General features: G+C 43.1%; 20 protein-coding genes. 8 read left to right on the plus strand and 12 right to left on the minus strand.

The window, feature by feature from the left end; genetic code table 11:
• Window positions 1-1,636: 1,636 nt before the first annotated feature.
• The 4 genes from ACSAZL_RS04115 to ACSAZL_RS04130 form a co-directional block, all read right to left on the minus strand.
• A complete protein-coding gene (locus ACSAZL_RS04115) occupies window positions 1,637-3,073 on the minus strand; it encodes an MATE family efflux transporter (protein ID WP_440947466.1) in 1,437 nt (478 codons plus the stop codon).
• Between the two features lie 137 nt (window positions 3,074-3,210).
• The gene (locus ACSAZL_RS04120) at window positions 3,211-3,492 is read right to left on the minus strand and encodes a helix-turn-helix domain-containing protein (RefSeq protein ID WP_440947467.1); all 282 of its coding nucleotides are present in this window, start codon (window positions 3,490-3,492) and stop codon (window positions 3,211-3,213) included.
• Between the two features lie 41 nt (window positions 3,493-3,533).
• Window positions 3,534-3,992: a MarR family winged helix-turn-helix transcriptional regulator gene (locus tag ACSAZL_RS04125; RefSeq protein ID WP_440947468.1), complete on the minus strand. Its 459-nt coding sequence runs from the start codon at window positions 3,990-3,992 to the stop codon at window positions 3,534-3,536.
• Window positions 3,993-4,628: 636 nt separating this feature from the next.
• Window positions 4,629-5,558, minus strand: coding sequence for a cupin domain-containing protein (locus ACSAZL_RS04130; protein WP_440947469.1), 930 nt, complete (start codon window positions 5,556-5,558; stop codon window positions 4,629-4,631).
• 465 nt (window positions 5,559-6,023) lie between these two features.
• On the opposite strand from ACSAZL_RS04130, the gene ACSAZL_RS04135 reads away from it, so the two are divergent.
• From ACSAZL_RS04135 to ACSAZL_RS04150, 4 genes are all read left to right on the plus strand, one after another.
• Window positions 6,024-6,203 (plus strand): hypothetical protein, encoded by a 180-nt coding sequence (locus ACSAZL_RS04135; protein WP_440947470.1) that lies wholly within the window; start codon window positions 6,024-6,026, stop codon window positions 6,201-6,203.
• Between the two features lie 321 nt (window positions 6,204-6,524).
• Window positions 6,525-7,733, plus strand: a complete 1,209-nt coding sequence (locus ACSAZL_RS04140; protein ID WP_440947471.1) for a radical SAM protein — start codon at window positions 6,525-6,527, stop codon at window positions 7,731-7,733.
• A gap of 79 nt (window positions 7,734-7,812) precedes the next feature.
• Entirely contained in the window at window positions 7,813-8,658 is an 846-nt protein-coding gene (locus ACSAZL_RS04145; RefSeq protein WP_440947472.1) for a hypothetical protein, read from the plus strand.
• On the plus strand, window positions 8,648-9,883 hold the full coding sequence (locus ACSAZL_RS04150) for a hypothetical protein (protein WP_440947473.1): 1,236 nt from the start codon (window positions 8,648-8,650) through the stop codon (window positions 9,881-9,883). The genes ACSAZL_RS04145 and ACSAZL_RS04150 overlap by 11 nt, the downstream gene beginning before the upstream one ends.
• A gap of 109 nt (window positions 9,884-9,992) precedes the next feature.
• On the opposite strand, the gene ACSAZL_RS04155 is transcribed toward ACSAZL_RS04150, so the two are convergent.
• Complete coding sequence (locus ACSAZL_RS04155; protein WP_440947474.1) at window positions 9,993-11,453, minus strand: MATE family efflux transporter; 1,461 nt, start codon at window positions 11,451-11,453, stop codon at window positions 9,993-9,995.
• A gap of 596 nt (window positions 11,454-12,049) precedes the next feature.
• On the opposite strand from ACSAZL_RS04155, the gene ACSAZL_RS04160 reads away from it, so the two are divergent.
• Together ACSAZL_RS04160 and ACSAZL_RS04165 are read left to right on the plus strand one after the other, a co-directional pair.
• Entirely contained in the window at window positions 12,050-13,183 is a 1,134-nt protein-coding gene (locus ACSAZL_RS04160; RefSeq protein ID WP_440947475.1) for a rhodanese-like domain-containing protein, read from the plus strand.
• A 703-nt stretch (window positions 13,184-13,886) separates the two neighbouring features.
• On the plus strand, window positions 13,887-14,900 hold the full coding sequence (locus ACSAZL_RS04165; RefSeq protein WP_440947476.1) for a hypothetical protein: 1,014 nt from the start codon (window positions 13,887-13,889) through the stop codon (window positions 14,898-14,900).
• Between the two features lie 52 nt (window positions 14,901-14,952).
• On the opposite strand, the gene ACSAZL_RS04170 is transcribed toward ACSAZL_RS04165, so the two are convergent.
• Complete coding sequence (locus ACSAZL_RS04170) at window positions 14,953-16,284, minus strand: ATP-grasp domain-containing protein (RefSeq protein ID WP_440947477.1); 1,332 nt, start codon at window positions 16,282-16,284, stop codon at window positions 14,953-14,955.
• Window positions 16,285-16,359: 75 nt separating this feature from the next.
• Complete coding sequence (locus ACSAZL_RS04175; RefSeq protein WP_440947478.1) at window positions 16,360-16,800, minus strand: SRPBCC family protein; 441 nt, start codon at window positions 16,798-16,800, stop codon at window positions 16,360-16,362.
• Between the two features lie 571 nt (window positions 16,801-17,371).
• Here ACSAZL_RS04175 and ACSAZL_RS04180 point away from each other — a divergent pair.
• Window positions 17,372-18,721 carry a hypothetical protein gene (locus ACSAZL_RS04180; RefSeq protein ID WP_440947479.1) on the plus strand — a complete coding sequence of 450 codons (1,350 nt, stop codon included), beginning with the start codon at window positions 17,372-17,374 and terminating at the stop codon, window positions 18,719-18,721.
• 134 nt (window positions 18,722-18,855) lie between these two features.
• Here the strand turns inward: ACSAZL_RS04180 and ACSAZL_RS04185 are convergent, their stop codons facing one another.
• The 5 genes from ACSAZL_RS04185 to ACSAZL_RS04205 all read right to left on the minus strand — a co-directional run bounded on the left by ACSAZL_RS04185 (window position 18,856) and on the right by ACSAZL_RS04205 (window position 24,014).
• Complete coding sequence (locus ACSAZL_RS04185; RefSeq protein WP_440947480.1) at window positions 18,856-20,103, minus strand: ABC transporter permease; 1,248 nt, start codon at window positions 20,101-20,103, stop codon at window positions 18,856-18,858.
• 39 nt (window positions 20,104-20,142) lie between these two features.
• Window positions 20,143-21,513: a COG1361 S-layer family protein gene (locus tag ACSAZL_RS04190; protein WP_440947481.1), complete on the minus strand. Its 1,371-nt coding sequence runs from the start codon at window positions 21,511-21,513 to the stop codon at window positions 20,143-20,145.
• Window positions 21,514-21,525: 12 nt separating this feature from the next.
• A complete protein-coding gene (locus ACSAZL_RS04195) occupies window positions 21,526-22,182 on the minus strand; it encodes an ABC transporter ATP-binding protein (RefSeq protein ID WP_440948780.1) in 657 nt (218 codons plus the stop codon).
• A gap of 679 nt (window positions 22,183-22,861) precedes the next feature.
• Window positions 22,862-22,999, minus strand: a complete 138-nt coding sequence (locus ACSAZL_RS04200; RefSeq protein WP_440947482.1) for a hypothetical protein — start codon at window positions 22,997-22,999, stop codon at window positions 22,862-22,864.
• Between the two features lie 265 nt (window positions 23,000-23,264).
• Window positions 23,265-24,014 carry a class I SAM-dependent methyltransferase gene (locus ACSAZL_RS04205; RefSeq protein WP_440947483.1) on the minus strand — a complete coding sequence of 250 codons (750 nt, stop codon included), beginning with the start codon at window positions 24,012-24,014 and terminating at the stop codon, window positions 23,265-23,267.
• A 392-nt stretch (window positions 24,015-24,406) separates the two neighbouring features.
• Between ACSAZL_RS04205 and ACSAZL_RS04210 the strand changes: the two genes are divergently transcribed.
• A complete protein-coding gene (locus ACSAZL_RS04210; protein WP_440947484.1) occupies window positions 24,407-25,540 on the plus strand; it encodes a Glu/Leu/Phe/Val family dehydrogenase in 1,134 nt (377 codons plus the stop codon).
• Window positions 25,541-25,671 lie beyond the last annotated feature (131 nt).

Below are 25,671 nucleotides of genomic sequence, written 5' to 3' on the forward strand. Positions count from 1 at the left end.
GTATTTTTTGCCTGAATTTTCCGGATTTTTTCCGTTTTTCAGGTTTACATCCGTTTATATCTCGTTCTTTTTCCTTATATACAGGTTCCTGGTCGTCCCGCCTGAGTTGCGTCACCCGAGTTGCGCCTCGGGAGTACGCTGTCCTTTTCGCTGCGCTCAAGAGGACTAACTAAAAACAACGGTGTAAAATAAAGAGACGCAGGAGAGCGGTCTTTCTCAAAAAGGCAAATAGAAAAAAAGTGAAAAGAGATGTAGATACCATTTTTCTTAACAAATAGATTGATATTGATTAGAACAGAAGAGTAGAACAGAATAGATTAGAACAGAATAGATTAGAACAGAATTGATTAGAACAGAATTGATTAGAACAGAATTGATTAGAACAGAATTGATTAGAACAGAATTGATTAGAACAGAATTGATTAGAACAAATTGATTAGAACAGAATTCGAAGTGGTTACGTTTTTTAGAAAAGAACTGGAATTTTTATTTCCAGTTCTCTCCTTTCCCTTTCCCGATTATTGAACGTTTTTTGGGCAGGGTTTAACTTTTACACTTTCCGTTTTTTATATGTTGGTTATTACTCCAGGGATGGAGCTGTTGGTGTCTCGCATTTTTTCTTCAAATTGTTCTGGCTTCATTTGTTGGGTGTCGCGTTGAAATATATTTTTGAAGGCAGATTTGAAGACTTTTTTGGGAAGACTTGTACTTGTTTATCTTAAATTTCCTGGACTTTCTCTTTTCTAGAATCCATTTTTAGAATCTTTTTTTGGAATCCATTTTTAGAATCTTTTTTTTGGAATCCATTTTTAGAATCTTTTTTTGGAATCCATTTTTAGAATCTTTTTTTGGAATCCATTTTTAGAATCTTTTTTTGGAATCCATTTTTAGAATCTTTTTCTGGAATCCATTTTTAGAATCTTTTTCTGGAATCCATTTTTAGAATCTTTTTTTGGAATCCATTTTTAGAATCTTTTTTTGGAATCCATTTTTAGAATCTTTTTTTTGGAATCCGTTTTTAGATTCCGTTCGTTTTTAGATTCCGTTCGTTTTTAGAATCCGTTCGTTTTCGTTTTTTAGATTCCGTTCGTTTTTTTGAGATCTTTACCAGGTCATTTTTATTTCAGCGTATTTATTGGAAGTGTTTCCCGGAAATTTTTCAATTGTCAAAGGTTGACTCTGGGCAATTTTAAGGTTTATGGGCTTTTGTTCTGATGGACTTTTGTTCTGTTAATTGGTTGGGTGGTTCGCCGTTTTTCGGTGGAGGAAATTTTAGCTTTGTCTGTAAATGTATCCGCCTTCCGAATTAGTTTTTTTGTTTTGCCTTTGACCGGGAAGGTTAGCCCTTCCTGCATTTCAGGGACGTTTTTCAGGTTTATGCTTAACGTGTTGGAATAAACCCTAAGAGCTTCAGGATTTTTATCTTTGAGGCTGGGACGAATGTACGGTCACGGAGCAGGAACCCGTGCAAAACTGGTTCCAGCGGCTTTTGTGGAACTGTTTCTTTCATTCTGGCTCACCTTTTGAATATTTAATTTTTGCCGGCAGACGGTAACTTATTACCTATTCTTTCTATATAAATATTTGCATCGGGAAAGATAAACTGTTCTTGCAAACAACTATGTGAAAATTCTTTTCAAACTCCCTGTTCGAGAGGCATGTTAAAGGATCCTGTTTTCAGGATTGTGCTGAGGTATAACCTTGCCCAGACAAATGTTACTCCAGCTCCCATTCCATTCCCTACGACAATTCCCCACCAGGCCCCGACCTGACCCATATCCAGGGTGAAGGCGAAAAAAGCCGCAAAGAGCGGGGTAAATACTAAGGTTCTCAGGAGGTTTGCAGTAAGGGCACTCATGCCTTTTCCTGCGCCCTGGAAGAAAGAGGTCGAGAGCATCCCTAAAGAGACTGAGGGGTAGAAAATGCAGATCACACGCAGGAAATGGATGAGGTCCGGTGCGATATGGGCGGCTTCTTCAGTCTGTGTGAATACGGCTGCAATCTGCGGGGCAAAAATAAAAGTAAATGCAGCAACCAGGCTTTCGATTAAGAGCCCGAGTTTTATTGCATAAGTGTGGGCTGTTTCGGCTTTTTCGAATTCCCTCGCTCCGAAGGCGGCTCCTGAGACTGAAACAACAGCTGTTGCAATCCCTACAAGGGGAGCAATTGCAATTGTAGCGACCCGCCAGCCGGTTGAGTAGACAGCAACTCCGTCGGTATTGCTTACGTTTACAATGATAAGGTTGAGGATAAGCATGGACAGCGACATCGAAAGCTGCTGGGCAGAGGCAGGGATCGTTATCCTGAAGATATCATTTACAATATCCCTTTCAAAGCTGAAGCCTTCAAAATCGAAGGAGACGAAAGTATCCTTTCTGAAAAATAGCCAGTTCAGCATCATCAGTGAAGAGACTGCTAATGAAAGAAGGGTTGCCCATGCCGCGCCTGCAATTCCCATGTTAAAGGTGTATATGAAAATAGGGTCAAGGACAATATTCAGGGCTGCGCCGAGGACCATTGCCTGCATTGCCCGCTTTGAATCCCCTTCGGCCCTGAGGATGGCGTTAGCTACATTCGTAAAGAAAACTACCAGGCTCCCGAGGAATATTACTCTCGCATAAGCTACTGCAAGATCGGTTGTTCTTCCTGCCCCTACCAGAGAGAAGATCTGGGGAGCAAAAATATAGAAGGGTATGGTGAATATCAACACGAGCAGCAGCATCATTATAATCGTATGTACGGCTACGTTGTCTGCTCCTGTTTTATCCCGGGCGCCGATCCGCCTGGAAATTGCAGACCCTCCCCCTATTCCCAGCCCGTTGGACAGAGCCATGCTGATAAAAAAGAAAGGAAATACAAAGCCCATTGCCGCAAGTGCATCAGCCCCTAGCCCGGAAACCCAGTAGGTATCTACAAGCTGGTAAATAGTCTGGACAGACATCGCAACAATCATCGGGACTGAAAGTTTGATGATGGCTTTTTTCGGGTCTCCCGCAAGGATCTTTACGCCACTTTTTTCCGGTCCTTTTTCAGAATCGAAGGGATTTGAATTCACGGCAGTCCTGGGTTTCATTTAGTTATCTTCCTTTTAATACGTCTTTTTCCCTTTTACTCTTCAAGAGGGCTTGATCTTTTTCTGGAGCTCAGGGGACTCAGACCGGGATTAACGGCACCTGTTTTTTGTGCCGTAGCCTGCAGAATTAAGTTCCTTCAATGTTTCCTGCAGGGAGAAAAGGAATTCGTCTTTAACTTTTCGGTCAACTTTTCCGGATCAATGCACCTGAAATATACTGGAGTTCCTTCTATGACTTCCATATATTTCTTTTTTGACATTCTATCCAGCGTAGCATAAATCTTTAGCCCTGGAACGTGTGTAAATTCATTGATTTCTCTTGCTGTCGCATCGCCTGTGATAAGAAGCTCCACACAGGTCTTCACTTCGTTTTCTATGAATTCGAGCTTCTTAAGTTTGCCTACGAGATCCGGGTACATTTAAGACCTCAGTATTGTTTTCGAGGCCAGTTTTTTTCCTTTCAGGCAGTTCCATCCAGTTTCTTCAGTGTGTCGAGTATTGTCTTCAGGCTTTTCTGGTAGGCTGCAATATCTTCTTCAGCAAGCCTGTTCAGAACTTCAGAATAATTCTTTTCAAGCTCCTCTGTAAACCATTCCCGATAAGCTTTCCCTTTTTCCGTGAGTGAAATCAGGATTTTTCTCCGATCCCTGGGGTCTCCTCTTCTGCAGACAAGCTCTTCTTTTTCCAGGGCATCGATCATGCTGGTCAGGCTCCCTTTCTGAAGGTCCAGGCATTTTCCAAGATTTGTAGGCATAATCTCGCCCACCCCCCCTATAATCAGGATAGCTTTATTCTGATTTTTGTTCAGGTTATATGGGCTGTTACCTGTCTGATGAAATGCTTTGGAAAAATTTTTGTGGAGAAGATGGAGCATCTCAATCTGGAGTTTTATAGTTTCTTTTACTCTTTCTTCTTTCATCGGTTATCACAGTGAGGCGCTTTTTCCCAGTCCTGATCCGGATGATAATGCCAGGGTCAGTAGCCATCAGAAGTTTTTCGGAGGCGTTTTTGATCTTGTAGGTCTGTTTGTGAGGCGTGCTTGATTCAATTCTTCTGACGGGTTTCTGGATGGTTTTTTATTGGTTCTATCGGATTCTACCGGATCTTACTGATTTTATCCGATTTAACTGTTTTTCCTGGGTATCGAATATTTTGGGTTTGACTGGGTTTTTATTTTCTATCGTATCATCCGAATCATGACTGTCTTGAATCTTACTATTTTCTTTTCTTACTGTTCGATTTCAAACTAAAAAAGGAGCAGGTTTTATTTATATTTTATGATTTGATAATTAGAGATTTATTTAAGTATCGGGAATACTTATCAAACGCCCTTATTAAGCATTCTTATCAGGGACTCTTTATCGGGTCCGCATCAGGTGTCCTCAACAGTCGACCTTATCAGGTACCCTTTCCTAACTGCATTTTTCCCGAGTTCGCATTCTTTAGTTTTCAATTCTATTGTGAAATTTCCAAAAAAAGAGTTAAAAAGGAACAAATAGAAACCTTACTTTCAGGATTCTCCTTTATCCCCTTCCATTCTCCTTATTTTTCCTGCTTAGCCTATGATTTCTTCATTTTCAGCTTTCCAGGCTGGCTGATCTATCACAAGAAGGAGAAGAGAAGAGTTTTCCGTATTTTCCATATACTGAACTTCATGTGCAGGAACAAAGACGAGTTTTCCTTTATGAAGGGTGACTGGCACATCGTCGATGTATAGTGTTCCGTTTCCTTCAAGAGTGTAATAGGTTTCTGGGTTTGAAAGCCTGTGTGGGAGGCTCTTTTCTCCGGGGTCCACTACCTCATATGCAATGCTGTAGTTGATTCCGGGGTTGTTTTCCATTCTTCTCGGGTGAATCAGTTCACACAGGGAAATCCCTGTTGCATTAATGAATTCGCAATTTTCGGTATCTTGTGTAAATAGGTAATCTTCTACATAGAAGCCCGAACCAACAAGATACGTTTCCCCCCCGAAAGTAGCTCTTTTTATGAAACCGTATTTGGTTGAAGGTCTTGCTTCCCCGGGTTTTGGCCATTCGTAGGGTACCCAGCCTTCTCCACTTTCGCTCAGGGCGGTCTCGATGAAAAGCTTTCCTATGGGCTTGCCGTTAATATCCGTAATCTCACTTACATCCTGTCCTTCTCCTTGAATGTCCGGAGGATAGACAACCCTGATAGCCCTTGTTCCATTAAGTTTCCAGACATAGATGTAGAAATCATCATGAAACCATTTGCTGCCATTTTCTCTGAATTCGGGAAAGGTTTCTTCTCCTTTTTCTTCCACAAGGCTTGCAGCTTCGCGTACCTTTAAAGCGACAGTGTCCTTCTGAGCCGAAAGCTCTGAATGCAGCTGAAGTTGCGTGTAATTTTTGTCCCTATCCTGTTCCCTGTCCTGATCTCCCTGCTGAGAGTAAACTGAAGCGCTCAGGAGCAGAAGAACCAGAGAAATTAACAGGACAAGCTGAATACAAATTTTTGAGGCTCTCATAATCCAACCTTGACTCTTATTTCTTTTGGTATGTTTAAGCGAAAGCCCTGATAGGAGTTTGAGCAGGATTCATTTTTGAACTCTGTATTCCCAGCCCTATATCCCCAGCCTGCCAGCAAAAGATGATTCAGATTTAAGAATCAATGGCTTCGTGTTTTTGAGGGCTTTATTATAATTCTGATGCGTTCAAAATAGCATATAATTTTGGAAACAGGGATTCTGAAAAATGATACTGAATGAAATGGAGCAGGTAAGGTCTACCCGTTATAAAATGGGTTGGAGATTTTTCTCACAAAAACAAATGTAATTTTTTTCTAAATTTATACTGTTGGGAAGTGTCTTATAGCAGAAAATACATTGTATATTTAATTCATCACTTGAAATCTTTTACTTGAAATATGTCCTGCAGGCAATTTTCTAGAAAGATGGTGAGAAGGCCCAAATCAAATGAATTGGAGGTATAGTATGGAGAAACCCACATTATCAGAAGATGCTAAAGGTAAAGTGCCTGAATTTGTAAAACTGGTCAAAGAAGAATTGCAAAAGAAGAACATCAATGTTTCAGAACAGGATCTTGAAAGTTCGCTGCTTACGGCTCAGGAAAAAGTAGGTTGCGACCAGTGTTCGAATGGCATGCGCTGGTAAGCCGAACTATTATGTGCATTACTTTCTAATGCACTTTAATATTTTTTTAATGGTAGTTGGTCGCGTATGCAATTTTGTGAACAGGATAAACCATATCTGGCAGGAAACCAGATCTTACGAAGCGATGGGGGATATATTGTCGCTTACGAAAGTACTGTTGAAAAAAATAAGTATTTAGTTTTACCTCTCAATATAGCTCTGATCCTTCCTTTGTTTGACGGCACCAATAGTCTCTCAGATATCAAAAAAAATGCCCTGGAAATTTTTTCCAGTCTTTATGAAAAAGTTTGTTCGGAAGGTCAGGGAACCAGTAGTAAAAACTTGTCTGAGATAGTTGATCAAACAGTTTCGTCAATCTTCTGCTTAGATATACTGGCACTTGAGGGTGAAAGCAGTCCTTCACTCGAAACTCTTGAAAAATTGATTCCTGATATTGAAGGGTATCAATTCCCCATAGTGAGATTATCCCGACCTCTGTCTGTGAGCATATCGTTTACAAACCGTTGCCATTATGACTGTATATACTGTTATGCAGAGAGGAAAAAGTGCGAGGAAAAAGAGCTCAGCCAGTGGATCAAAATTTTTGACGAACTTCAGGAAAATGAAATTTTCCTTGTAGATATCGGCGGAACCGACATCTTTGCGCGCCCGGATGCACTTGAGATATTGCAGGCGATGGTAGACCGAGATTTTGTTTTTCTGCTTTCGACAAAATCCTTTATTGATGAAAACACGGCTAAGAGCCTGGCATCAATGCATATCGGTATCGGGGATGCACCTGAACACCTGTTCCGATACGTCCAGCTAAGTATAGATAGTGTTGACGCACCAACTGCGGGTTATATGGTCAAAAAGAAAGACCATTACGAAAAAACAATTCAATCGGTTAAGAATTTATTGAAAGTAGGGATCTGTCCCAAAATAAAATGCGTTCTCACTCCTTTTAATTATCTTGAAATGTCAGCTATTCTTGACGAGTTTGCGAGCCTTGGAGTCAGGGATTTTCAGTTTGTTCAGTACAGTAGAAGTAGATACCGACATGATGATGATTTATTTTTATCCATCCGGCATAAAGAGTTCATCTCTGACTTTGCAGAGTCCGTAAATCAAAATTATCCTCTCCTTAATATAAGCATTGAAAAAAATTTGACCGCCGGAGGAAACCGAAACCTTTCTCCTGAGAAATGGAAAGATCGGGCAGTATGCTCCGGGGGCCGTTCGAATATGATTATCCAGCCCAATGGGGATGTTACTTTATGCGAACAGATTCCTCACAGGGCAGAGTTCATTGTGGGCAATGTGTTTGATGAAGGAATTATGGGAATATGGAACTCTGAAAGAATTACTGATTTTATATACCCACCCCGCGAAAAATTCAAAAATTCCGTATGTTATGACTGTTTGGAATTCGAAGCTTGCCATCGAATTAAAGGATACTGTTACAGAGATGTACTTTCTTCATATGGCACAATTTACGATGCACAACCGGAATGTCCTGTTCAGGCAAAACTGCCTGTTAGAGAAATTTGATAAAGTATCTTCCCAACTTTAAACAATTAGCTAATTTTTGATAACAGTTTAATTTTGATAACAGTTAAATTGTGGTCCTATGAATGAGCATATCAATCTGATCAAAAGCGGATCAAATGAAAGTACCGTTGGAAAAGTTCTGGACTTTTATTCTTCGATTGAAGAAATGTATGCTTGCTGGGGAATTTCCGACTTTCCTATGGTTGAAAGTTCCGTTAAGATAAGTTCCGGTTCAATCAGTTATAACAGGTACTCCATCCCAATTTTTGGAATAAATGGCGCTGAAATATGGCAAAAAAAAGAAAAGTTACTCGATTTGATGGCTGCCCCCGAAGAGCTATATGGTATGATAAAAAACAGGCACAATGAAAATGTTCGGATAATTGCGGGCATAAATTTCGATATGAATGCTAAAAGAATTTACTTTCACGAGGCAAACGAAGGATACGGCTATGAATTTGATTCAAATGGTAACTGGGTCCTGAAAACCTATTCTCTTGTCACTCCTGACAATTATGCCCGTGTGATTGAGGATCTAAAAAAACTGATTCCATCTCCCCGTATATTTGATGAAATAATGAAACTTATCCCTCCGGATGACTGGAATCAGGTCAGTACCAGAAATTCCTCGGGACTTGTTCTCGGTTACCATATATCCACAGGCTCCAAAATTTGCCTGAAATCCCTGGAAAAATCTATTTTTCATCTGGTTTCGGCCCTGAGTCCCGGCTCGGAAGACTTTTTCACATGGTTTGAAAAGAATGATAACGCATATTTGCACTGGTTAGGCATAGGTTATACTGAAAAAGCAGGCCTGGAAATAACCCTTTATCTCCGATGCAATGAGGAATCCTGGGATAGTCGTTACCCGCCCTTAGATCTCATTACATATCTGAACAAGAGGGTTTTCAACCTTGACAAATGAACAGGTATTAAATGGCCGGATTTTGAGTAACCGGATATTAAACGACAAGATCTCAGGTAACCGGATATTAAATGACAAGATCTCAGGTAACCGGATATTAAATGACAAGATCTCCGGTAACCAGATATTTAACGACAGGATCTCAGACAACCAGATCTTTAACAACCAGATGTTAAAGGATGTTGAACTGGCGATACGGAAGTCAAGTAATTTCATCATTTCGAATCAGTCCGGTGAAGGTTACTGGCTGGATTTTTACATCCCGGGAATGGGGAAAAGTTCTCAGTGGGTAACTGCTTACATCGCATACAACCTTTCAAGGCTTCCGGATACGGATGAATCTGTTCAAAAGGCAATAGTCTGGCTTCTTCACACAAAATCTTCTTCTGGAGGCTGGGGATACCACCAGAACTGCCTTCCTGATGCGGATTCTACAGCGAACGTGGTACGCCTTCTTGCATATTATTTCAAAAAAGAAAATCTTCTAACTCAGGAAAATTTTGCTTTTTATCTGCACGAATTCGCTGGCCTGCTTGCATCTTATCAGGATAAAAACACAGGCGGTTTTTTAACTTATTTTCCAGGTTCAAACGGGAAATATCATACAATGCCAGACAGTGCCTGGTGTATTTCCGAGCCTTCAATAACAGCAATGGCAGGAAATGCTTTTCTGAAAGCAGGTCCGGAATGGTTTGAGCAGGAAATATCGAATGCCAGGGAATTTTTAATAAGCAGACAGAATCCTGCCGGATACTGGGATTCTTACTGGTGGGATTGCAGGATCTACGGAACGAGTTTAGCCTGCGGTTTTTTAAAGCAACTTGGAGAAACCGATCCGGTTAAGAAGGCTATCTCCTGGTTAGAAAGCATATTTGTTCCGTCAAAAGGATGGGGAAATGGTTACGAGTCTACTCCTTATCCATTTTACACAGCTCTTTCCTTATCTTCGCTCCTTTTATGCGAGAACAATGCCCAATCAAGAGAAGTCAAAGATTCGGTTATCTGGCTAATTGAGAACCAGAATGAAGATGGGAGCTGGTCTTCAAAACCCATACTCAGAGTTCCGGATCCGCAGGTTCTGGAACCGTGGGCTGGTTCGGATCGTGAAAAGTGTGAAGTCGTAACCGATGTTAATTTTTTATTCACCACAGCAACAGTAATGGGCGCATTATACGATTTTCTCGATTTCTGTGGCTATTATCGTAGACAGCCTTCTCAAGAATAACTGATCTTTCATTTTTGTGGGTACACTGGCGAAATCAGGCAGCTATTGGCGGACTAATTACTGTTGATGGACTATGAAGCTCCAAGAAAGATGGTTTTTTCCTCCTTCATCACTTCTCATTCGCTTCCTTCGCTTTTATCATACGCCTCAAATATACCTGAGCCCATGCAAAAGTAATCAGTGAACCGCTCACCGTACCCGTAACCAGCCCCCACCAGACCCCAAGCAGCCCCCAGCCGAATTCGTAGGCAAGGAGGAGAGCAAAGAGGGGGGTCAAAACCAGACTCCTCAGGAGGGTGGCAATAAGGGCGCTTGTTCCCTTTCCTGCTCCCTGGAAGAGAGAGGCAGAGAGCATTCCGAAGGTAACCGCCGGGTAAAAGACGGTCATGATTTTCAGGAGCCTTGTCAGTTCCGGAGCGATACGGGCGGCAGTTTCAGCCTGGGTGAACACAGCTGCAATCTGCGGGGCAAATACGTATACGGCGATGCCTATCAGGGCTTCGGCAAGAAAACCTATTTCCGTTGCGTAAATGAGGGCATGCCGGGCTTTTTTAAAGTTATTTTCTCCGAATGCGGCGCCGCTAATTGAAACGACGGAAATTGAAACTCCTATCAAGGGAGCAACTGCAATGCTTGCAACTCGCCAGCCTGTGGCATAGACTGCAACTCCATCGGTGTTGCTGACATTGACAATGATAAGATTCATGAGAAGGGCAGTCATTGCCAGGGCAATCTGTTCAACCGAAGAGGGTATTCCGACTCTGAAGATGTCGCTTGCAATTGCTTTGTTGAATTTGAATGAATGGAAATCAAAAGACACATAGGTGTCCTTTTTGATAAAGAACCAGTAAAACATCAGCAGTCCCGAAAATGCAAAAGAGACTACCGTTGCCAGGGCTGCCCCTGCAACCCCCAGACCAAGAACGTATATGAAAATCGGGTCGAGCCCTATGTTCAGGGCGGAGCCCAGGATCATGGACTGCATTGCTCTGTTCGCATCTCCTTCACTTCTCAGGATGGAGTTTGCAACGTTTGCAAAAAAGAAAACAAAACTGCCTGCAAAGATGACCCTGGCATATGAAACCCCCAACGCCGTTGTATCCCCGGCTCCGCTGTACATAAAAAGGTCTCTTACAAAGGCAAGTCCGAGAACCGTAAGGGCAACCGTGAGGATTATCATGAGCACAAAGGTGTGCACTGCAACGTTATCCACGCCTGCTTTATCCCTGGCTCCTATCCGCCTGGAAATTGCAGCCCCTCCCCCTACTCCAAGCCCGCTCGTAAGCGCCATCTGGATTACGAAAAAAGGAAAAGAGAAACCTATAGCAGCCAGAGCGTCTGCCCCCAGCCCCGCAACCCAGAAGGTATCGGTCAGGCTGTAGATGGTCTGTACGGACATTGCAACTATAATAGGAATCGAGAGCTTGACAACGGCTTTTTTTGGATCCCCGAGAAGTACCCCCACACCTTCCGTAACTTTTTGAGGGGGAATGATTCCTGTTTTTTCCTTCTCATCCATACTTTCTTCTTTTTTCTCTTCCATATTCCCTTTTTCTTCTGCCGTTTCCATGCTATTTTTTTCCCGCCGTTTTTGGACTCGCATGTTTTTATTCTATCATATGTTTTATCCTATTCTTTTTCGGTCTCTTAAGCCTTTAACGTTTTCTTCTTTTACCATCTCTTTTGATCTTTCCAATACCTGAGCGGAAATTTTTCTGTTTAAATAAGATACGTTCAGGCAAAAGAGCTAAATCCTGTTCTCTCAGCCCCGAATTTAATAGCAAACGTATGGTTCCCAGAAAAGAATTCATTTAAGCTGCCTATTTATAGGGAGATCATTAAATCTGAAAATAAACCGAATAATATATAATATAATATTATTATGTGAGTCAATTATTCCTAATAGCATATATATTTGAAGTTAGTACATTATGTATTTATTAAAATCCAGATTTTGGGTTCTTGCTTTTTTGTACCAATTTATTATACAATATGACAGATTGCAGCTAATGTATGTTGGCAAATATCTTTACAACGCAAAGAACTGTCACTTCTGGGTACTGCTTCTAAATACGGATTTTAATAATAGTTAGCAAATTTGAACGAATTAGCTCAAAAATTCTGGGGTTTTAGCAGGGACAAATTTGCGAATATGGAGGGATGTAATTGAATAAACAATTCATGTTATTTTTTGCTGCAATTCTTTTAGCGTTTTTTGTAATCACACCAGGTATTGCAGCAGCAGATACCTATCTGGATGGATACAAAAATGTTAATGTTTGTAAAGCTGAAAAAATGATCGAACAGAAAGATGTCTTTCTTCTGGATGTTCGAACTCCGGCTGAGTTCAATAAAACACACATTGAAGGGGCAACCCTGATACCTTTAAAAAATGTAACCTCGCTTGATTCTGTTGAATTGCCCTCTGAAAAGTTATTGCCGGCAAGAATAAGTGAAGTTCCAGTCGACAAAAAGATACTTGTTTATTGCAAAACCGGTGGCAGAAGTGCCACTGCATGTAGTCTGCTGGTCAATGCCGGCTACAAGAAAGTTTATAACATGGAAGGCGGTATCGACGTCTGGTTAGCCAGGGGGTGTACTGTTGATACGAATGCCAGTAAAGCTAACGAGATCCTCAGAACCTTGAACATCTTCCTTCTGGACGTCCGCACCCCGGCCGAATTCAATAAAACACACATTGAAGAGGCGACCCTGATACCTTTTAAAAATGTACCGGCTCAAGACTCTATCGTATTACCCTCTGAGCAGCTCTTAGCCCAACGGCTTTGTGAAGTTCAGAAAGATAAACCGATTCTTGTTTATTGTAAGAGTGGTGCCAGAAGCGATGCTGCAAGAGATTTGCTTGTAGATTCCGGTTACAGATATGTCTATAACATGGAGGTAGGCATCGATGCCTGGATAAGTGAAGGGTACACTGTAGATGTGAATGCCAGTATAGCTAACTCACTGCTCAATACCGGGACTTTCTTCCTTCTGGATGTCCGTACTCCGGCCGAATTCAATGCGGAGCATATAGAAGGGGCAACGCTTATTCCACTGAAAAATGTACCTGATCCGGATCCAGATGGATTGCTCCCTGAAGAGTTCCTGGAAAACCGTCTTTGGGAAGTCCCAGGGGATAAACCAATCCTTGTTTATTGCAAAAGTGGCGCAAGAAGCGATGCTGCAAGAGATTTGCTTGTAGATTCCGGATACAGGAATGTTTACAATATGATGGGTGGCATCGCCGCCTGGAAGGCTGAAGGGTATCCCACAGTTTGTCCGGAAGTGTGCAATTAAAAAATACTTCAACTCCAGTTCTTTTATTTTTTTCTATTCTTTTTCTGGCTCTGGTTCTGAATTTGGTTTGAAAAAATATAATATATATCGGTCTAAAATCTAAAGCTCAAGATTTGATTGATTAGTCTTTGGAGACTGAGAAATTGTTGTAACTGCCGATGCCGTAGATGAAACAAAAATTAAAAACAAAATCATAGTTACTGATATTAACGATACAGAATGCAATTTCCTGTGAACTTTCATTTAGCCTACACCCACATCTGTCTTTTATTTCTCATATAAAAAATGTTAATAATTTAAGATTCTAAGATTATTTTAAACTTTTTTTTGGATGAGCTTTATAAAAGTCATCTATTTGAGAGAAGTCGGATGGTGAAGGCAGGCTTATTAAAAGGAACAGTGGTGGAAGATTTAGTAACTGAATTGTGGTCTGTTTCTGTAGTATTGGGAAAAAAGAATATGTGACAGAGCCATACCACGGCGCTCACTTCCATTCGACTTTGTCCTTTTTGTTAAAAGTATCAGTTTTTCTAAGAATATCATCTTTTACACTATGATGTATTATTATTTACTTCATTTTTTGTATGAAAAAGTATATATCTAATAAGTTTCAATATTAAAAAATAACATAAAAATTAATTATCGTATTACTATGTTATATTAGTAATATGGGGAAAAAGGGTCAATTGTGAGGGGTTAATTTATGATGCAAGAAATTCGGGAAACAGGAACAAAAAAGTCTTCGCCAAAGAAAAAAACCGCTTTGCATGTACCCGGGATGAAGGGGAATTTTTCCTCTGCAGCTTCCCCCTTTCCATATCTGGTCCCGGCATTTGCTCCTGTTTCGTTTCCTGCTCCTGAGTACCTGTATTTTTCTCCCGGGCTTATGCAACTTGACCTGAACATTTACCGGGAGCCCATGATAAAAGCCCTTATCAAAGAACAGAGTGAGGACCTTTACCGACTGATAAAAAAGGTGCACTTTGACGGGAAATATTACAGGGTAAAAAGTGTGCATTCCGGAGAATGGGAACACTGCCTGGAGCTTGCAGTCCGGGTACAGTTTTTCGGAAAGTTGCAGGGGCTGGCTTTTGAGCCGAAGAAGATAGTTTCCAGAAGAGATAAGAAAATAACCTACAGGTCCCTCATCCTGGTAAATCCTCATGAACTGTGGGATGAAGAACTGGTTGAAAGGTTGTGGAACCTTCAGGAAAGAATCGAGTTTCTGATAGCAAAAATCCTCTTTCATGAATGCATCCACGTACTTATCTCCCTGGGGAAAACTCTGCCCTCCGGTTTCGGGCAGACGGATATTTTCCTCGAATACCGTGAGATGCTTGAGTTTGCAAACTCTGGAAAACTCTGCCCCGAAAGCTGCGGGGTCAGGTCTCGCCTCAGGAATCTGGCGGCTCTTTCCTATCTTTCCCCGGACTTTCCTGAAAACCCCGGAGAAAAGCCGGACAGGGTTTCTGAGGTCTATGAGTTTTTGATCCACGAAAAATACAGCATCAAAAAAGCCGATCAGGCGTTCGACCTCTCCTGGAGTAACCGAAAAATTTCCCGCAACTATTCGCGGCTGGCAGCTTTAAAGATGGGTTCCTGCCCGGAATCCGGTAAAAAAGACTGGGAAAAGGAAGTCTGTAGGCTGCACAGGGCTTTGAAAGAGCTGTATGACAGGATTGACGGGCAGCACCTATCTGGTTTGAACCAGGGTTGAGAAATTCCCATGAAAAGTCTGGAGTTCAGCTAGCCGTTTCCAGCTAACCGTTTTATTCTTCTGGCAGTCTTCCCTGTTCTGTGCGAATCCGGATAAACTCTTTTAAATCCGATATCAAATATCTCTCAATCTCCTCCCAGTTATTATCCTCTGTTTCAGTAAAGAGGAACGCAAAAACCGGATACTGCCTGTAGTCAAGCTTCCTGAGTTCCAGGGGCTTTTCAAAACGAGAAAGAAGACCTTCATAGTCGAATGCTTCGATTTCTTCCGTTTTAATGTCGTCAGGTTTTTTTGAAATCAAGAGGCAGTAAGCCCTTTTATCCCTATTCTTATCCTTTAAGATTTCTTCCCAGTCGGGTTCCAGTCCCTCGCAAAAATACCTGTGGACATTGATCCCGTATGCGTAATATGCAATATCGGTTGTGCACCACCCTGCAAACCTGATCGGGTTTACTTCTATGGGTACCAACCTGCCTATTTTATCAACCCGCAGTTCGATATGAAGCGGAAAATCCTTCAATCCCTGCCTTTGTACATCGGGGGACGCGGAATCCTGTACCTCAAAATCCCTTATATCAGAATCCTTTAGCTCCGGGTCCCATAACTCAAAACCCCCCAACTTGGAATCCTGCAACTCGAAATCCCAAAGTTTTGCAACTTCATTTATCTCGCACAGCAATTCAGTCACTGCTTTCAGGTAGTTCTCAATAGTCTTTTTTGAAGTCGTGTAGACCTTATCTTCAACATCATCTTCCGACGGAAACAAATGCTCCATGATATTCAGGACAACCGGCCTTCCTTCGCTATTGTAATAAGCATCTACTGCCAGCTCCGGCCCTTCAATGTAGTCTTCGAGGACAAATTGCCCGGAGTTAAAGATCTGAGGCGGGAAAAGATCTTTTACAGCTTCCATTTCCTGTTTTAAGGCTGGCAGGACCTTTTCCCATTCTTCTGCGGTATCGACCCTGTATATCCCTGCACTGAAGAAGCCGATTGCAGGTTTGATTATAAACGGTTTTCTGACGGTTTCGATATCCAGCTCTTCCAGGCTGGCAAAATCCACTCCCTGATAGGAAAAATCAGGATAGATATGCTCCATCAGTTCCCTGAATCTGAGCTTATCCTTAAAAAGCCCGATCTTTTCCGGGATGCCTGTAAACCCGAGGTTGTTTGTTATCCAGACGAGGGAGTTTTCGGAATTGCTGTAGATTTTGTGGGAGTCCTCTCTTTCGAAAAGTTCAATAAATTCGGCGTCTTCCAGGAGGTTTATTTCCTTGCTTAAGCCCAGGCGTTCGGAGGTTTTGTTTTTCAGGACAGGCAGGTTCATTTCTATAATGGTGTCCCGCAGAATTTGAGAAACGTATGGCTCGTCAAGTATGATCAACTATCCTATTCCCCCTCTTTATGAATTCAGGTTTTTTGAACATATATCTTTATTGAGGAACTAACCTTAATTTCCTCATTTCTCCAGCAACGCCTTCAGATTCTCCCCTTCTTCTTTCATATGCAGCCGGATAGCTTCAGCTCTCTTCCCGGTAACCTTCGAAATAACCCCGCCAAACCGGAACGAAAGCGTGGCAGTAAAGACACTCCCGCCATTGGAAGGTTTTATGGAAAAAGAACCTCCCGAACAGACAATTGAAGCCGGAAACGACACCTTGTACTCAATCAGTTCGTTCGGTACACAATTTGTAATTTCAAAGCTCAACTTTTCCAGTTTACCCCCGAGGTATTCCTCGGCATAGAGCACGGAGCCTTTTTCAAAATTCTTTCCTTTGACCCACCTGGCAAGTACGTGGTCTTTGTGCCAGGTTCTGTAGTTTTCCGTAAAATGTGCAAACCATTCAAAAACAACTTCCGGTGGTCGGTTTATTACCACGGAATCTTTCAGCGTTGTCATGTTTGGAGTCCCCATCCTCCCTTTTGATTATTAGCAGCTGAAGTACTTGTTTTTATCCCCGAAGTAACCACAATGCAATGGACCCTCTGTAGGGCGGTCTTTGAGGCTCTCCTTTCCTGAACATGAACCAAAAAAGCCTGCCGAAAACAGAATTGATATCCGGGGAATAGTCCTTTTGAGCAAAAAATAATAGAACGACCCGACCTTTAACACCAAAACTCCCTATCCGGTTAGGTTTAGTCCTCACCTTAATAGTCATTCTTCAGAAAAAAATAGAAACGAAAGTTAAAATCACAATTCTTATCTGTACAAATCCTGTTTGATTGAAAGGTAGTGTTTTGAGGGTATAGGGAGCTCAGGAGCCTTATCCGTAAGCTCATTCCCATTTGTTTTCCCGGGGAATCCTTTCAAGGGCTCCTTTTACGCTGTCGGTCTTTAGCTATTTGGGCTTGTTTCTTTTGTTTTGCACTACTACTTTTGACGTTAAAACGGGGAATAATAGGGCTTCTTTTAAAACGTATGGTTTCTCGAGTCCATCCAGTTTAAAATATTGATAGGTGAAAACATGAAAATGCGAATAAATTTAATTGCTGCTTTCTTTATTCTGTTATCGGTTTCTTCTCCGGTTTCGGCTGCAGTTCCGGATTTGCAGATCGGGAATATTCATACCAGGCTTGTCCAGCCGGGAATTTCGTATACCCCTGCTCCGTTTGCTGTTTCACAATCTTGTCTGCCTTTTACTGAAAGCAGTAGAATAGGACCTGTTTCCGGGAATGTGGCAGAGTATAAAATTAAGGTAAACGTCGGGCCCGGAGAATATGACAATATAACTCTTACAAACTATGTGCGGGAGAAAAGACCCTGGACTACAAAAGCAGATAAGAATCTGGTGATTCTACCCGGGCATGCTTTGACCGAGAAATTCTATTCCGACATGGCGATATACTATGCTCAACAGGGGTACAGCGCATATATCCTGGATAGGAGAGAAACAAATGTTCCGGCAGATGAAACTGATTTCGGTTTTATGCAGGACTGGACTTTCGAGGAATACCTTCAGGACACGTACAAAGGTATCAATGCCTCAAGAAGCCATACAGCTCTCTTAAGCGGTAAATCTGCAGAAAACATAGAGGTTACGGCAATCGGCCACAGTCACGGGGCAATGCTTCTTACGGCTTATGAGGCAAGTGAGTATGACGATCTCCCTGCAGGCTCTGTTGACAGAGCAGTGCCGGTTGACATTGTTATCACATATAATCCCGAAAATTCCGAATTAATACAGAATCAGGCGCAGGAATTTGCTTCCATTAACGAAAGTATCGAAAACGGAGTTTATAGAGATAGTAGTATGGCAGGAATGATGTACATAGCCTACCTGGCTTCTACAGAACCTGATGCTGAGTTCTATTTGCAGCCCGAACTTACGAACAGGCAGTTTTTCAGGCTCACGGCAAGCCAGACGTATAGTTTCTCCGCGTATCCTTATACTCCGGACTATCACTACTGGAGCGGGAATCTTAGCGGCCTTTATTACGTTGACGAAGACCGGCTGCTTAATTTGACTTTGACCGGGGGTACTGTACCTTATACGCCAAAGTATCTGGACCAGTATATGGCTGGCCTGATGGGCAATGTTGAGGGTTATGAAATTAATTCTTCCCGAATAGACTCTCCGGTACTTTATGTCGGACTTGGGGGAGGCTTTGGCGACTATGGCGCATGGTGGTATGAGAACGAGGTCGGAAATACAAACAGTCGGGTTACCACTATAAGCTGGAATGACCAGGGACACGGCAGCCTGTTGATAGACAACAATTCCCCTGAGCTATGGGCACTCATAGATGATTGGGTGGACGACAATAAGAACCTGAAAAGTAAAGGCTCTGAATTGAAGAATCTGAACAAGGAAAAAGGCTGACTGCAATACTTTTCGTTTTGAATTCGCAGCGCTGGAAATAAGCTCTCAATGCCGGGGAAAGATTCCCCGGCCATGTTGTCTGCAGATCCTGTGGTCTGCCGGCAGGTCCCGTGTCTTTTCTCCGGAGCTTGCGGTTACTCGTACCTGAGGGCATCCACAGGTTTCAGTTTTGAAGCTCTGTATGCCGGGACTGCTCCCGAAATTACCCCGATCAGGACCGCAAGAGTCAGCCCAAAGACCATCAGGCCAGGGGAAAGAGAGATGCTTGTCCCGCTTCCTCCCCGCATCAGAGTCACTCCAAGGTAAGGGAAGAGAGCCGAAACCAGCCCTCCCAGCATAACTCCAAAGATCCCTCCTACAAAGCCTACCATTGCGGAGTTATATACAAAAATCATAAGAATATCTCTGTTTTTCGCTCCTATGGCTTTCATCGTGCCTATTTCCTTTGTCTTTTCAAGGACAGAAGTAAACATGGTGTTTGCAATGCCTACTGCCCCTACCAGCAAGGACACGGCTGCAATTGCCCCCAGGAAAAGGGTGATGGAATCCGTCATCTCGGTAACGGACTCGGCCATAGACTTTGAAGCGGTTACGGAAAAGTCCCTGTCGTCTTCCCTCACAATATGGCGGGAGATCATGAGCTTGTCTTCGATCTCCGTGACCACACTGTCTACCATCTCTTCGCTCTGGGCTTTTACTGTGATAGAATCAAAGACGTCTTCTTCTGCATCCTCGATCACGTATACTGCGGCATCGATTGGCATGTAGATCTGCCTGTCCTCACTTCCCCCTTCCTCCGCTAGGATTCCTACAATGCGCACGGATTTGCCGTTGATCGTTATCACCTGGTTTATCCCCACGTCCTGGTCATAAATTCCACTGGCAACTCCACTCCCGATGACTGCGACGTACTTATCCGAGGGCTTGAGCATTCTTCCTGATTCGGTTTCGAGGGTGGTCATGTACTGCCAGACCTGAGGGTCCACCCCCGTGATAGAAAGGGTTGCGGTTTCCCCCGTATACGTTACCTCCTCTCTGCCGGAAATCTCGCCTGAGATGTACGCTATGCCCTCTATGCCCTGAAGGGCTGAAACGTCGTCATCGGTCAGCTCGGCATCGGTCGTAGAACCTCCTCCTCCCCAACCTCGTCCGGGGCCCGGCATATTCGACTGGGCTCTTGAGTATCCTGGCGAGATGGTGATTTTAGTCAGGTCCATATCAGCAAGCCTGCTCTGCACGTTTGCCTCCATAGCATCCCCGAGGGAGATGATGCCCACCACTGCCCCAACCCCTATGACGATCCCTATGATTGTCAGCCAGCTCCGGAGTTTGCTGTGCAGGAGCATATTCAGGGCCATTTTCATATAGGTAGAATTTCTCATGAAATATCCTTCGGTTTTTGTTTTTTAGTATTTTTACTTTCAGAGGATGTGTTTCCCTTCTTCCTGCTTTTTATCTCCCGATCCTTTTCCTATTTTTTCCAGCTTTTTCCTGCGGTACAGGATAACTCCTGCTCCTGCAGCTACTATTACCACTATATAGGTCAGATACGAGCTCAGGCTGCTGCTGGAACCTCTTGCTCCAGGTCTGCCCCCGGTTGCTGTAGTTCCTGCAGTTGCGGTCATCTCAATTGGAACATCTTTATCTACTGTTATTCTTTCTCCCCTGGCATCCGTATATTCGATCCTGACTTTCAGTGCCGGCTCAGCCCTGAAAGCGGAAGACTCATTCTCAGGGGCAGCCGTGGCTCTTCCCTCTGAGCTTTCTTCATTCTGGTTTGCCGCCTGGGCGCCCATTACATTAAAAGTAGCGATAGTGTAGTCCCCTTTTTCAAGGTTCCCGACAATCGTTGAGGAACTTCCCGATACCCTGTATCCATCCTGGTCCGGGATCGATACTTTCACCGAATATGCAATGTTATTGCCCACGTTTGCAACCGAAAGGGAGATTTCTCCGGCATCACTTTCGGAAAAAGAGACATCAAAGTCCGTTTCCCCTCCCACAAAGATCCCTGCCGTTGTCCTGATGTTCTTTGCGTTTGACTCGTAGTCTTCAAAAGTAAGGTTTATGTCCAGAGTGTAAAGCCCGGGGTCTGCGTTTACATCTGCCATTACCGAGTAATAAATGGTTATGGAGTCTCCGGGTTCGAGGTACTTAATGTATTTGGTGTTGTCAGAATATACCGGGAGGATCACGCCTTCGGGGTCTTTCCAGGAGATGACCATGTTCTTGAGGGGGGAGTTTCCGGTGTTTGTTACAATGAACTCAAGGGGTTCTTCTTTTGCCACGTCGATATTTGCCTTGTTAATGGTTACTATCTGGGCGTATTCTTTCCCCCTTAACTCAAGATAAACGGTTTTTGTGGTTGTGATGGTGCTTGAAGATGATCCATCTCCCGATTTTGCAGTTGTGGTTATGTCTATTTCGTATGTGCCCTCGGAAGCATTGGAATCGGTCATGAGCTTGAACTTAAGGACGCCTGCACTGTCTTCATCCTGTCTTGCATTCAGGTAAGCTATCTCTTTTTTTAGCGTTTCTCCCGATACTTTGCCGAACGGGTACTCGGGGGTGATCTCGACAGTTATGTCTTTAAGGTCTTTATTCCCCACGTTTTTTATGCTTACCGTGAGTTCCACAGGCTCGCCTGGCCTTGCTGCATCAGGGTTCTGGTTGGTAAGGCTTACCTGTACTGAGGAGGAGTCTATCAACCCGCTGGCGAGAGCTGTCCCGGCGTTTAGAGGTATGATTGATAAAAATAGAATCAGGAGCATTAATATGGAAACTTTTTTCATTTCATTTCCCCTTCATGTTTTTTTTCTATTGACGTCTTCGATTTTTTCTATCTTTCCGTCTCTGATGTACACGACTCTTGTCGCATGTTTTACAAGGTCCAGGTCATGGGTGACAATGATAATTGTCTTGCCTTCCTTTTCATGTAATTTTGCCAGAAATTCCAGGATATAATCCCCGGTCTTGCTGTCCAGGTTTCCGGTCGGCTCATCGGCAAGGATTATAGGGGGGTTTACGGCAAGGGAGCGAGCAATTGCAACTCTCTGCCTCTGTCCGCCTGAGAGCTGTGAGGGGAGGTTTCGTTTCTTATCCGAAAGCCCTACAATCTCAAGCAGGTATTCTCCTCTTTCTCTTGCCTGTACAGGGTCTTCTTCCTGGAATTCCAGGGGCAAAAGGACGTTTTCCAGTGTATTCAGCGTCGGGATCAGGTTAAAGCTCTGAAAAATGAACCCTATCATCTGTCCCCGGATGCGGGCAAGTTCGGATTCGTCAAGACTGGAAATGTCCCTTGAGTCCAGAAAAACCGTCCCCTTTGAAGGCAGGTCCAGGCAGCCCAGCAGATTCATAAGTGTACTTTTTCCGCTTCCGCTTGGGCCAAGGACTACTACAAATTCCCCCCTGTAGATCTCAAGGTCGATCCCGCTGAGGGCTGCAAAATCAATCTCTCCCATCCGGTAGATTTTCCAGACATTTGTTAACTTGATTAAGGGCGTTTTCCCTGACCCGGCAGTAATGTCGTAAGCATCAGGGCGGTCTTCAATTTCAAAAGAGGCTTCCTGAAAAGTGGAATTTAATGTCATTGTTAGTGTCTCTGCAGGATCGGTTTGCATTTCGATTCCCTCAAAAACTCAAGTGAGAAGGGATCTTATTCATTTATTTCTTATCCAAACCCTTCATCTTTAATTTTTTTCTCTTTCTACGTGTGGGTCCAATGCCTTTATTTCATAATGCTTTATTTCACAATATTTTATTTCGCAATGCTTTACTTCACAATGTTTTACTTCACAATGTTTATCGCACAATGTTTATCTCACAATGTTTTATTTCACAATGTTTTACTTCACAATGTTTTACTTCATATTTGCACTATTGTTTCAAAAATTCTTTGAAATCCGCGCCTATTAAGGATTACTATGACAGATCTTACGTGTTCTCGCAAATATCGTACTCCAACATAACCGTGTATGTCGAACCATTTTTTCATGTTAAACTGCCGGTTTTCAGGATGCTAACGTTTCGATTATCATTTAGCGTCAACACTGCTGTCCGGACCAGAGCTTAATCGTCTGCACATTTTTCGTTTCAAGAGTGTCCCGAAAATATTTGCTTTTCAACTCCCAGGATGCAGTTCTATGTCCCACCTAGTCCCATATAATTTTCAGTGCCTTTTGCATTCAAAACATTTTTAGGGGTTTTAATATATTCTGAATGTTTGTTATATATATGTGCTGCTTTTCGCTCATCCCTCTTCTTCCTCAACTCTTTCAAACATTTGATCCTTAAGAAAAAGCCCTGATCAACGGGAAAGATCAACAGGAAGAATAGGTCATGGCTGTTGAGGAGAGGGTGAATCCTAACAAAATTGTGCTGTCTGAATCCGAACATCCTGAACGAAACACGATGAACACAGAAAGCCTCGGGCCTTAACATTAAGTATGCAGAAAAGAGAATTTTAATGCCTGACCGATAACATATGCAATTGATTTGACAGGAACCCTTCACTTTTTAGATCGGTCTGCAAATTGAAATGGGGTCAGGTTTTGGTAAGTATGGCATGGTACCTGTATTCATAGTACATTGATTTCGCATACTCCATCTGGAAGCCGTTTTTTCGGGCGATTTTTTCAATCCGATGAGGGTTGTATGAATTCCCGATTATGTCAGACGGTCTGTTTTCCAGAAAGGCTGAGACCCTTTTTACGCAGCCGGTACATGCTCTGAGCAATATATCCCGGTGTATGAAGTTCTGTGAGAACCATCCTATTTTCCATAAAGAATATAGCTTTGGATCAATTATGTCAAAGAAAGATATTTTCCCGCCCTCATTCAGATATGCGGACGCATTAAGGATGAAACCGTCAATCTGTTTCGGGTCCAGATACTGCACCACCCCGGTTGCAGTTATCTGGTCAAATTTTATGTCTAGCTTTTCCCATACGGTTCTGTCATCCGCAAGGATCAGGTCCACATTTTTATATTTATGATGCAGGATTTTTTTTTCGGCTTCAAGGAGCATGGAGCTGGAGAAATCAACCCCTACGACTTTTTCATAATATGGGGCGTAATATATGAGGAGCTCCCCTGCCCCACACCCGAAGTCGAGAAGAGTTTTCCCTCCGTTAAGGTGGAATAGCTTCTCTTTTGCTTCTTTAGCAAGGAACTCTTCAGTTGAAAACCTGTGCCCGCCTTTCTTTTTATCTGAAAAATAATCTTCCCAGGAGAATTTTGATTTTTTAAACACTGTTCCCACGCCGACCATCCTGTTCTTTACTACCATTCCCATTTCTGGAGAGAAAACAGAAGGTGAGATCAAAGTTAGAAATAATTACAAACGATTCATTTTTCTGAAGTTTATTAAGGAATAATGTATTTTATAATAATAATTTAATTAATTATTATAAAGATTTTGAAATAAATGTTCTGAATAATAATCATGTTCGCTCGACCGGGCTCGTATCCTTCTCAATCCCGCTGTCTTATCCCCAGTTCCAGATTCTTCCGTCTTATCATTTGCAAAGAAACGATGGAAATGCTCCATTAACAAAAAAGTGCAATTAACTTGGAAGAAACTATAATAAAGTCCTGCAGCAATATATTCCTTAAATATCATAGTCCGAATAATCTGAGATTCAGGTGCATATGAACCTCAGATGACAGCCCAGAGGGGAGATAGTTATGGAGGACATGTTCCGATTTGCCGATGAACTCGGGCCGTTTAAGATAATCCATGTCTACGAACCGTCGGTTGGCCTGAAAGCAGTGCTTGTGGTAGACAATGTTGCACGGGGGCCTGCCATTGGCGGGGTAAGGATAGCTTCTGACGTGAGTACCGAGGAATGTTTCAGGCTGGCAAGGGCCATGACGCTCAAGAATGCGGCTGCGGATTTGCCTTATGGGGGTGGGAAGGTTGTCATGTACGGTGACTCTAAAATGCCTCTGGAAAAGAAAAGCCAGATGCTTCGGGCTCTTGCCAGTGCCCTCCGGTATACGGAGGAATACATCTTCGCCCCGGATATGGGGACGGATGAGGTATGCATGGCCTGCATAAAAGATGAGATCGGAAGGGTGGTAGGTCTACCCTGCGAGGTAGGTGGTATTCCTCTTGATGAGGTAGGAGCTACGGGCTGGGGGCTTCTCCATGCGACTGAAGTTGCGCTGCAATACTGTGATTTCGAGCTGAAAGGAGCTCGAATAGCTGTTCAGGGCTTCGGGGCAGTCGGGAAACATGCTGCTCGTTTCCTTACCCGGAAAGGAGCTGTCCTCGTCGGAGCTGCCGATTCACAGGGTACGGTCCATGACCCGGAAGGGCTTGACGTGGACATCCTGATCAGGCTTAAGAAAGAGGGAAAAAGTGTGCTTGACTACCCCCGAGGGGAAAAGCTTGGCTGTGATGCAATTCTTTCCGTTCCCTGTGACATCTGGATTCCGGCAGCTCGCCCGGATGTGATTAACGAAAACAACGTCTATCTTCTTGATACAAAACTGGTGGTCGAGGGAGCAAATATCCCTGTTACCGAGGGAGCGGAAAAAATCCTCTCTGAAATGGGGATCCTTTACGTGCCGGACTTTATCGCAAACGCAGGGGGAGTGATCTGTGCGGCTTCGGAATACCAGGGAGCTACCAGATGCATGGCTTTTGATTCAATTGAAGAAAAGGTTAGAAGCAATACAGCCCAGGTCCTGGAAGCTGCAAAAACAAAAGGAATCCTGCCAAGGGAAGCTGCCGTTGAACTTGCCGCAAAAAGAGTTAAAAGAGCTATGAGGTACAGGCGCTGGTCAATCTTTTCCTCCGCACCGGGATTTGTGTAACCTCTGACCGTTTTCCCGATCCGATCCTTTATTTTTTCAAACGTCTGGCAATTTTAGCTTTTTTGTGGCTCAAATTTTATTTTAGCTCTTTTGTGGCTCAAATTTTATTTTAGCTTTTTTGCAGCTCAAAT

The organism is Methanosarcina mangrovi, from assembly GCF_052057765.1.
Lineage (GTDB): Archaea > Halobacteriota > Methanosarcinia > Methanosarcinales > Methanosarcinaceae > Methanosarcina.

Excerpts from the sequence above, each read along its gene's own strand:
- ACSAZL_RS04145 (WP_440947472.1), top strand. The coding sequence starts at position 7,813 with ATGAATGAGCATATCAATCTGATCAAAAGCGGATCAAATGAAAGTACC.
- ACSAZL_RS04175 (WP_440947478.1), bottom strand. The coding sequence starts at position 16,800 with ATGACAACGCTGAAAGATTCCGTGGTAATAAACCGACCACCGGAAGTT.
- ACSAZL_RS04155 (WP_440947474.1), bottom strand. The coding sequence starts at position 11,453 with ATGGAAACGGCAGAAGAAAAAGGGAATATGGAAGAGAAAAAAGAAGAA.
- ACSAZL_RS04130 (WP_440947469.1), bottom strand. The coding sequence starts at position 5,558 with ATGAGAGCCTCAAAAATTTGTATTCAGCTTGTCCTGTTAATTTCTCTG.
- ACSAZL_RS04115 (WP_440947466.1), bottom strand. The coding sequence starts at position 3,073 with ATGAAACCCAGGACTGCCGTGAATTCAAATCCCTTCGATTCTGAAAAA.
- ACSAZL_RS04120 (WP_440947467.1), bottom strand. The coding sequence starts at position 3,492 with ATGTACCCGGATCTCGTAGGCAAACTTAAGAAGCTCGAATTCATAGAA.
- ACSAZL_RS04185 (WP_440947480.1), bottom strand. The coding sequence starts at position 20,103 with ATGAGAAATTCTACCTATATGAAAATGGCCCTGAATATGCTCCTGCAC.
- ACSAZL_RS04135 (WP_440947470.1), top strand. The coding sequence starts at position 6,024 with ATGGAGAAACCCACATTATCAGAAGATGCTAAAGGTAAAGTGCCTGAA.
- ACSAZL_RS04180 (WP_440947479.1), top strand. The coding sequence starts at position 17,372 with ATGCGAATAAATTTAATTGCTGCTTTCTTTATTCTGTTATCGGTTTCT.
- ACSAZL_RS04210 (WP_440947484.1), top strand. The coding sequence starts at position 24,407 with ATGGAGGACATGTTCCGATTTGCCGATGAACTCGGGCCGTTTAAGATA.
- ACSAZL_RS04195 (WP_440948780.1), bottom strand. The coding sequence starts at position 22,182 with ATGGGAGAGATTGATTTTGCAGCCCTCAGCGGGATCGACCTTGAGATC.
- ACSAZL_RS04125 (WP_440947468.1), bottom strand. The coding sequence starts at position 3,992 with ATGAAAGAAGAAAGAGTAAAAGAAACTATAAAACTCCAGATTGAGATG.
- ACSAZL_RS04190 (WP_440947481.1), bottom strand. The coding sequence starts at position 21,513 with ATGAAAAAAGTTTCCATATTAATGCTCCTGATTCTATTTTTATCAATC.
- ACSAZL_RS04205 (WP_440947483.1), bottom strand. The coding sequence starts at position 24,014 with ATGGGAATGGTAGTAAAGAACAGGATGGTCGGCGTGGGAACAGTGTTT.
- ACSAZL_RS04165 (WP_440947476.1), top strand. The coding sequence starts at position 13,887 with ATGATGCAAGAAATTCGGGAAACAGGAACAAAAAAGTCTTCGCCAAAG.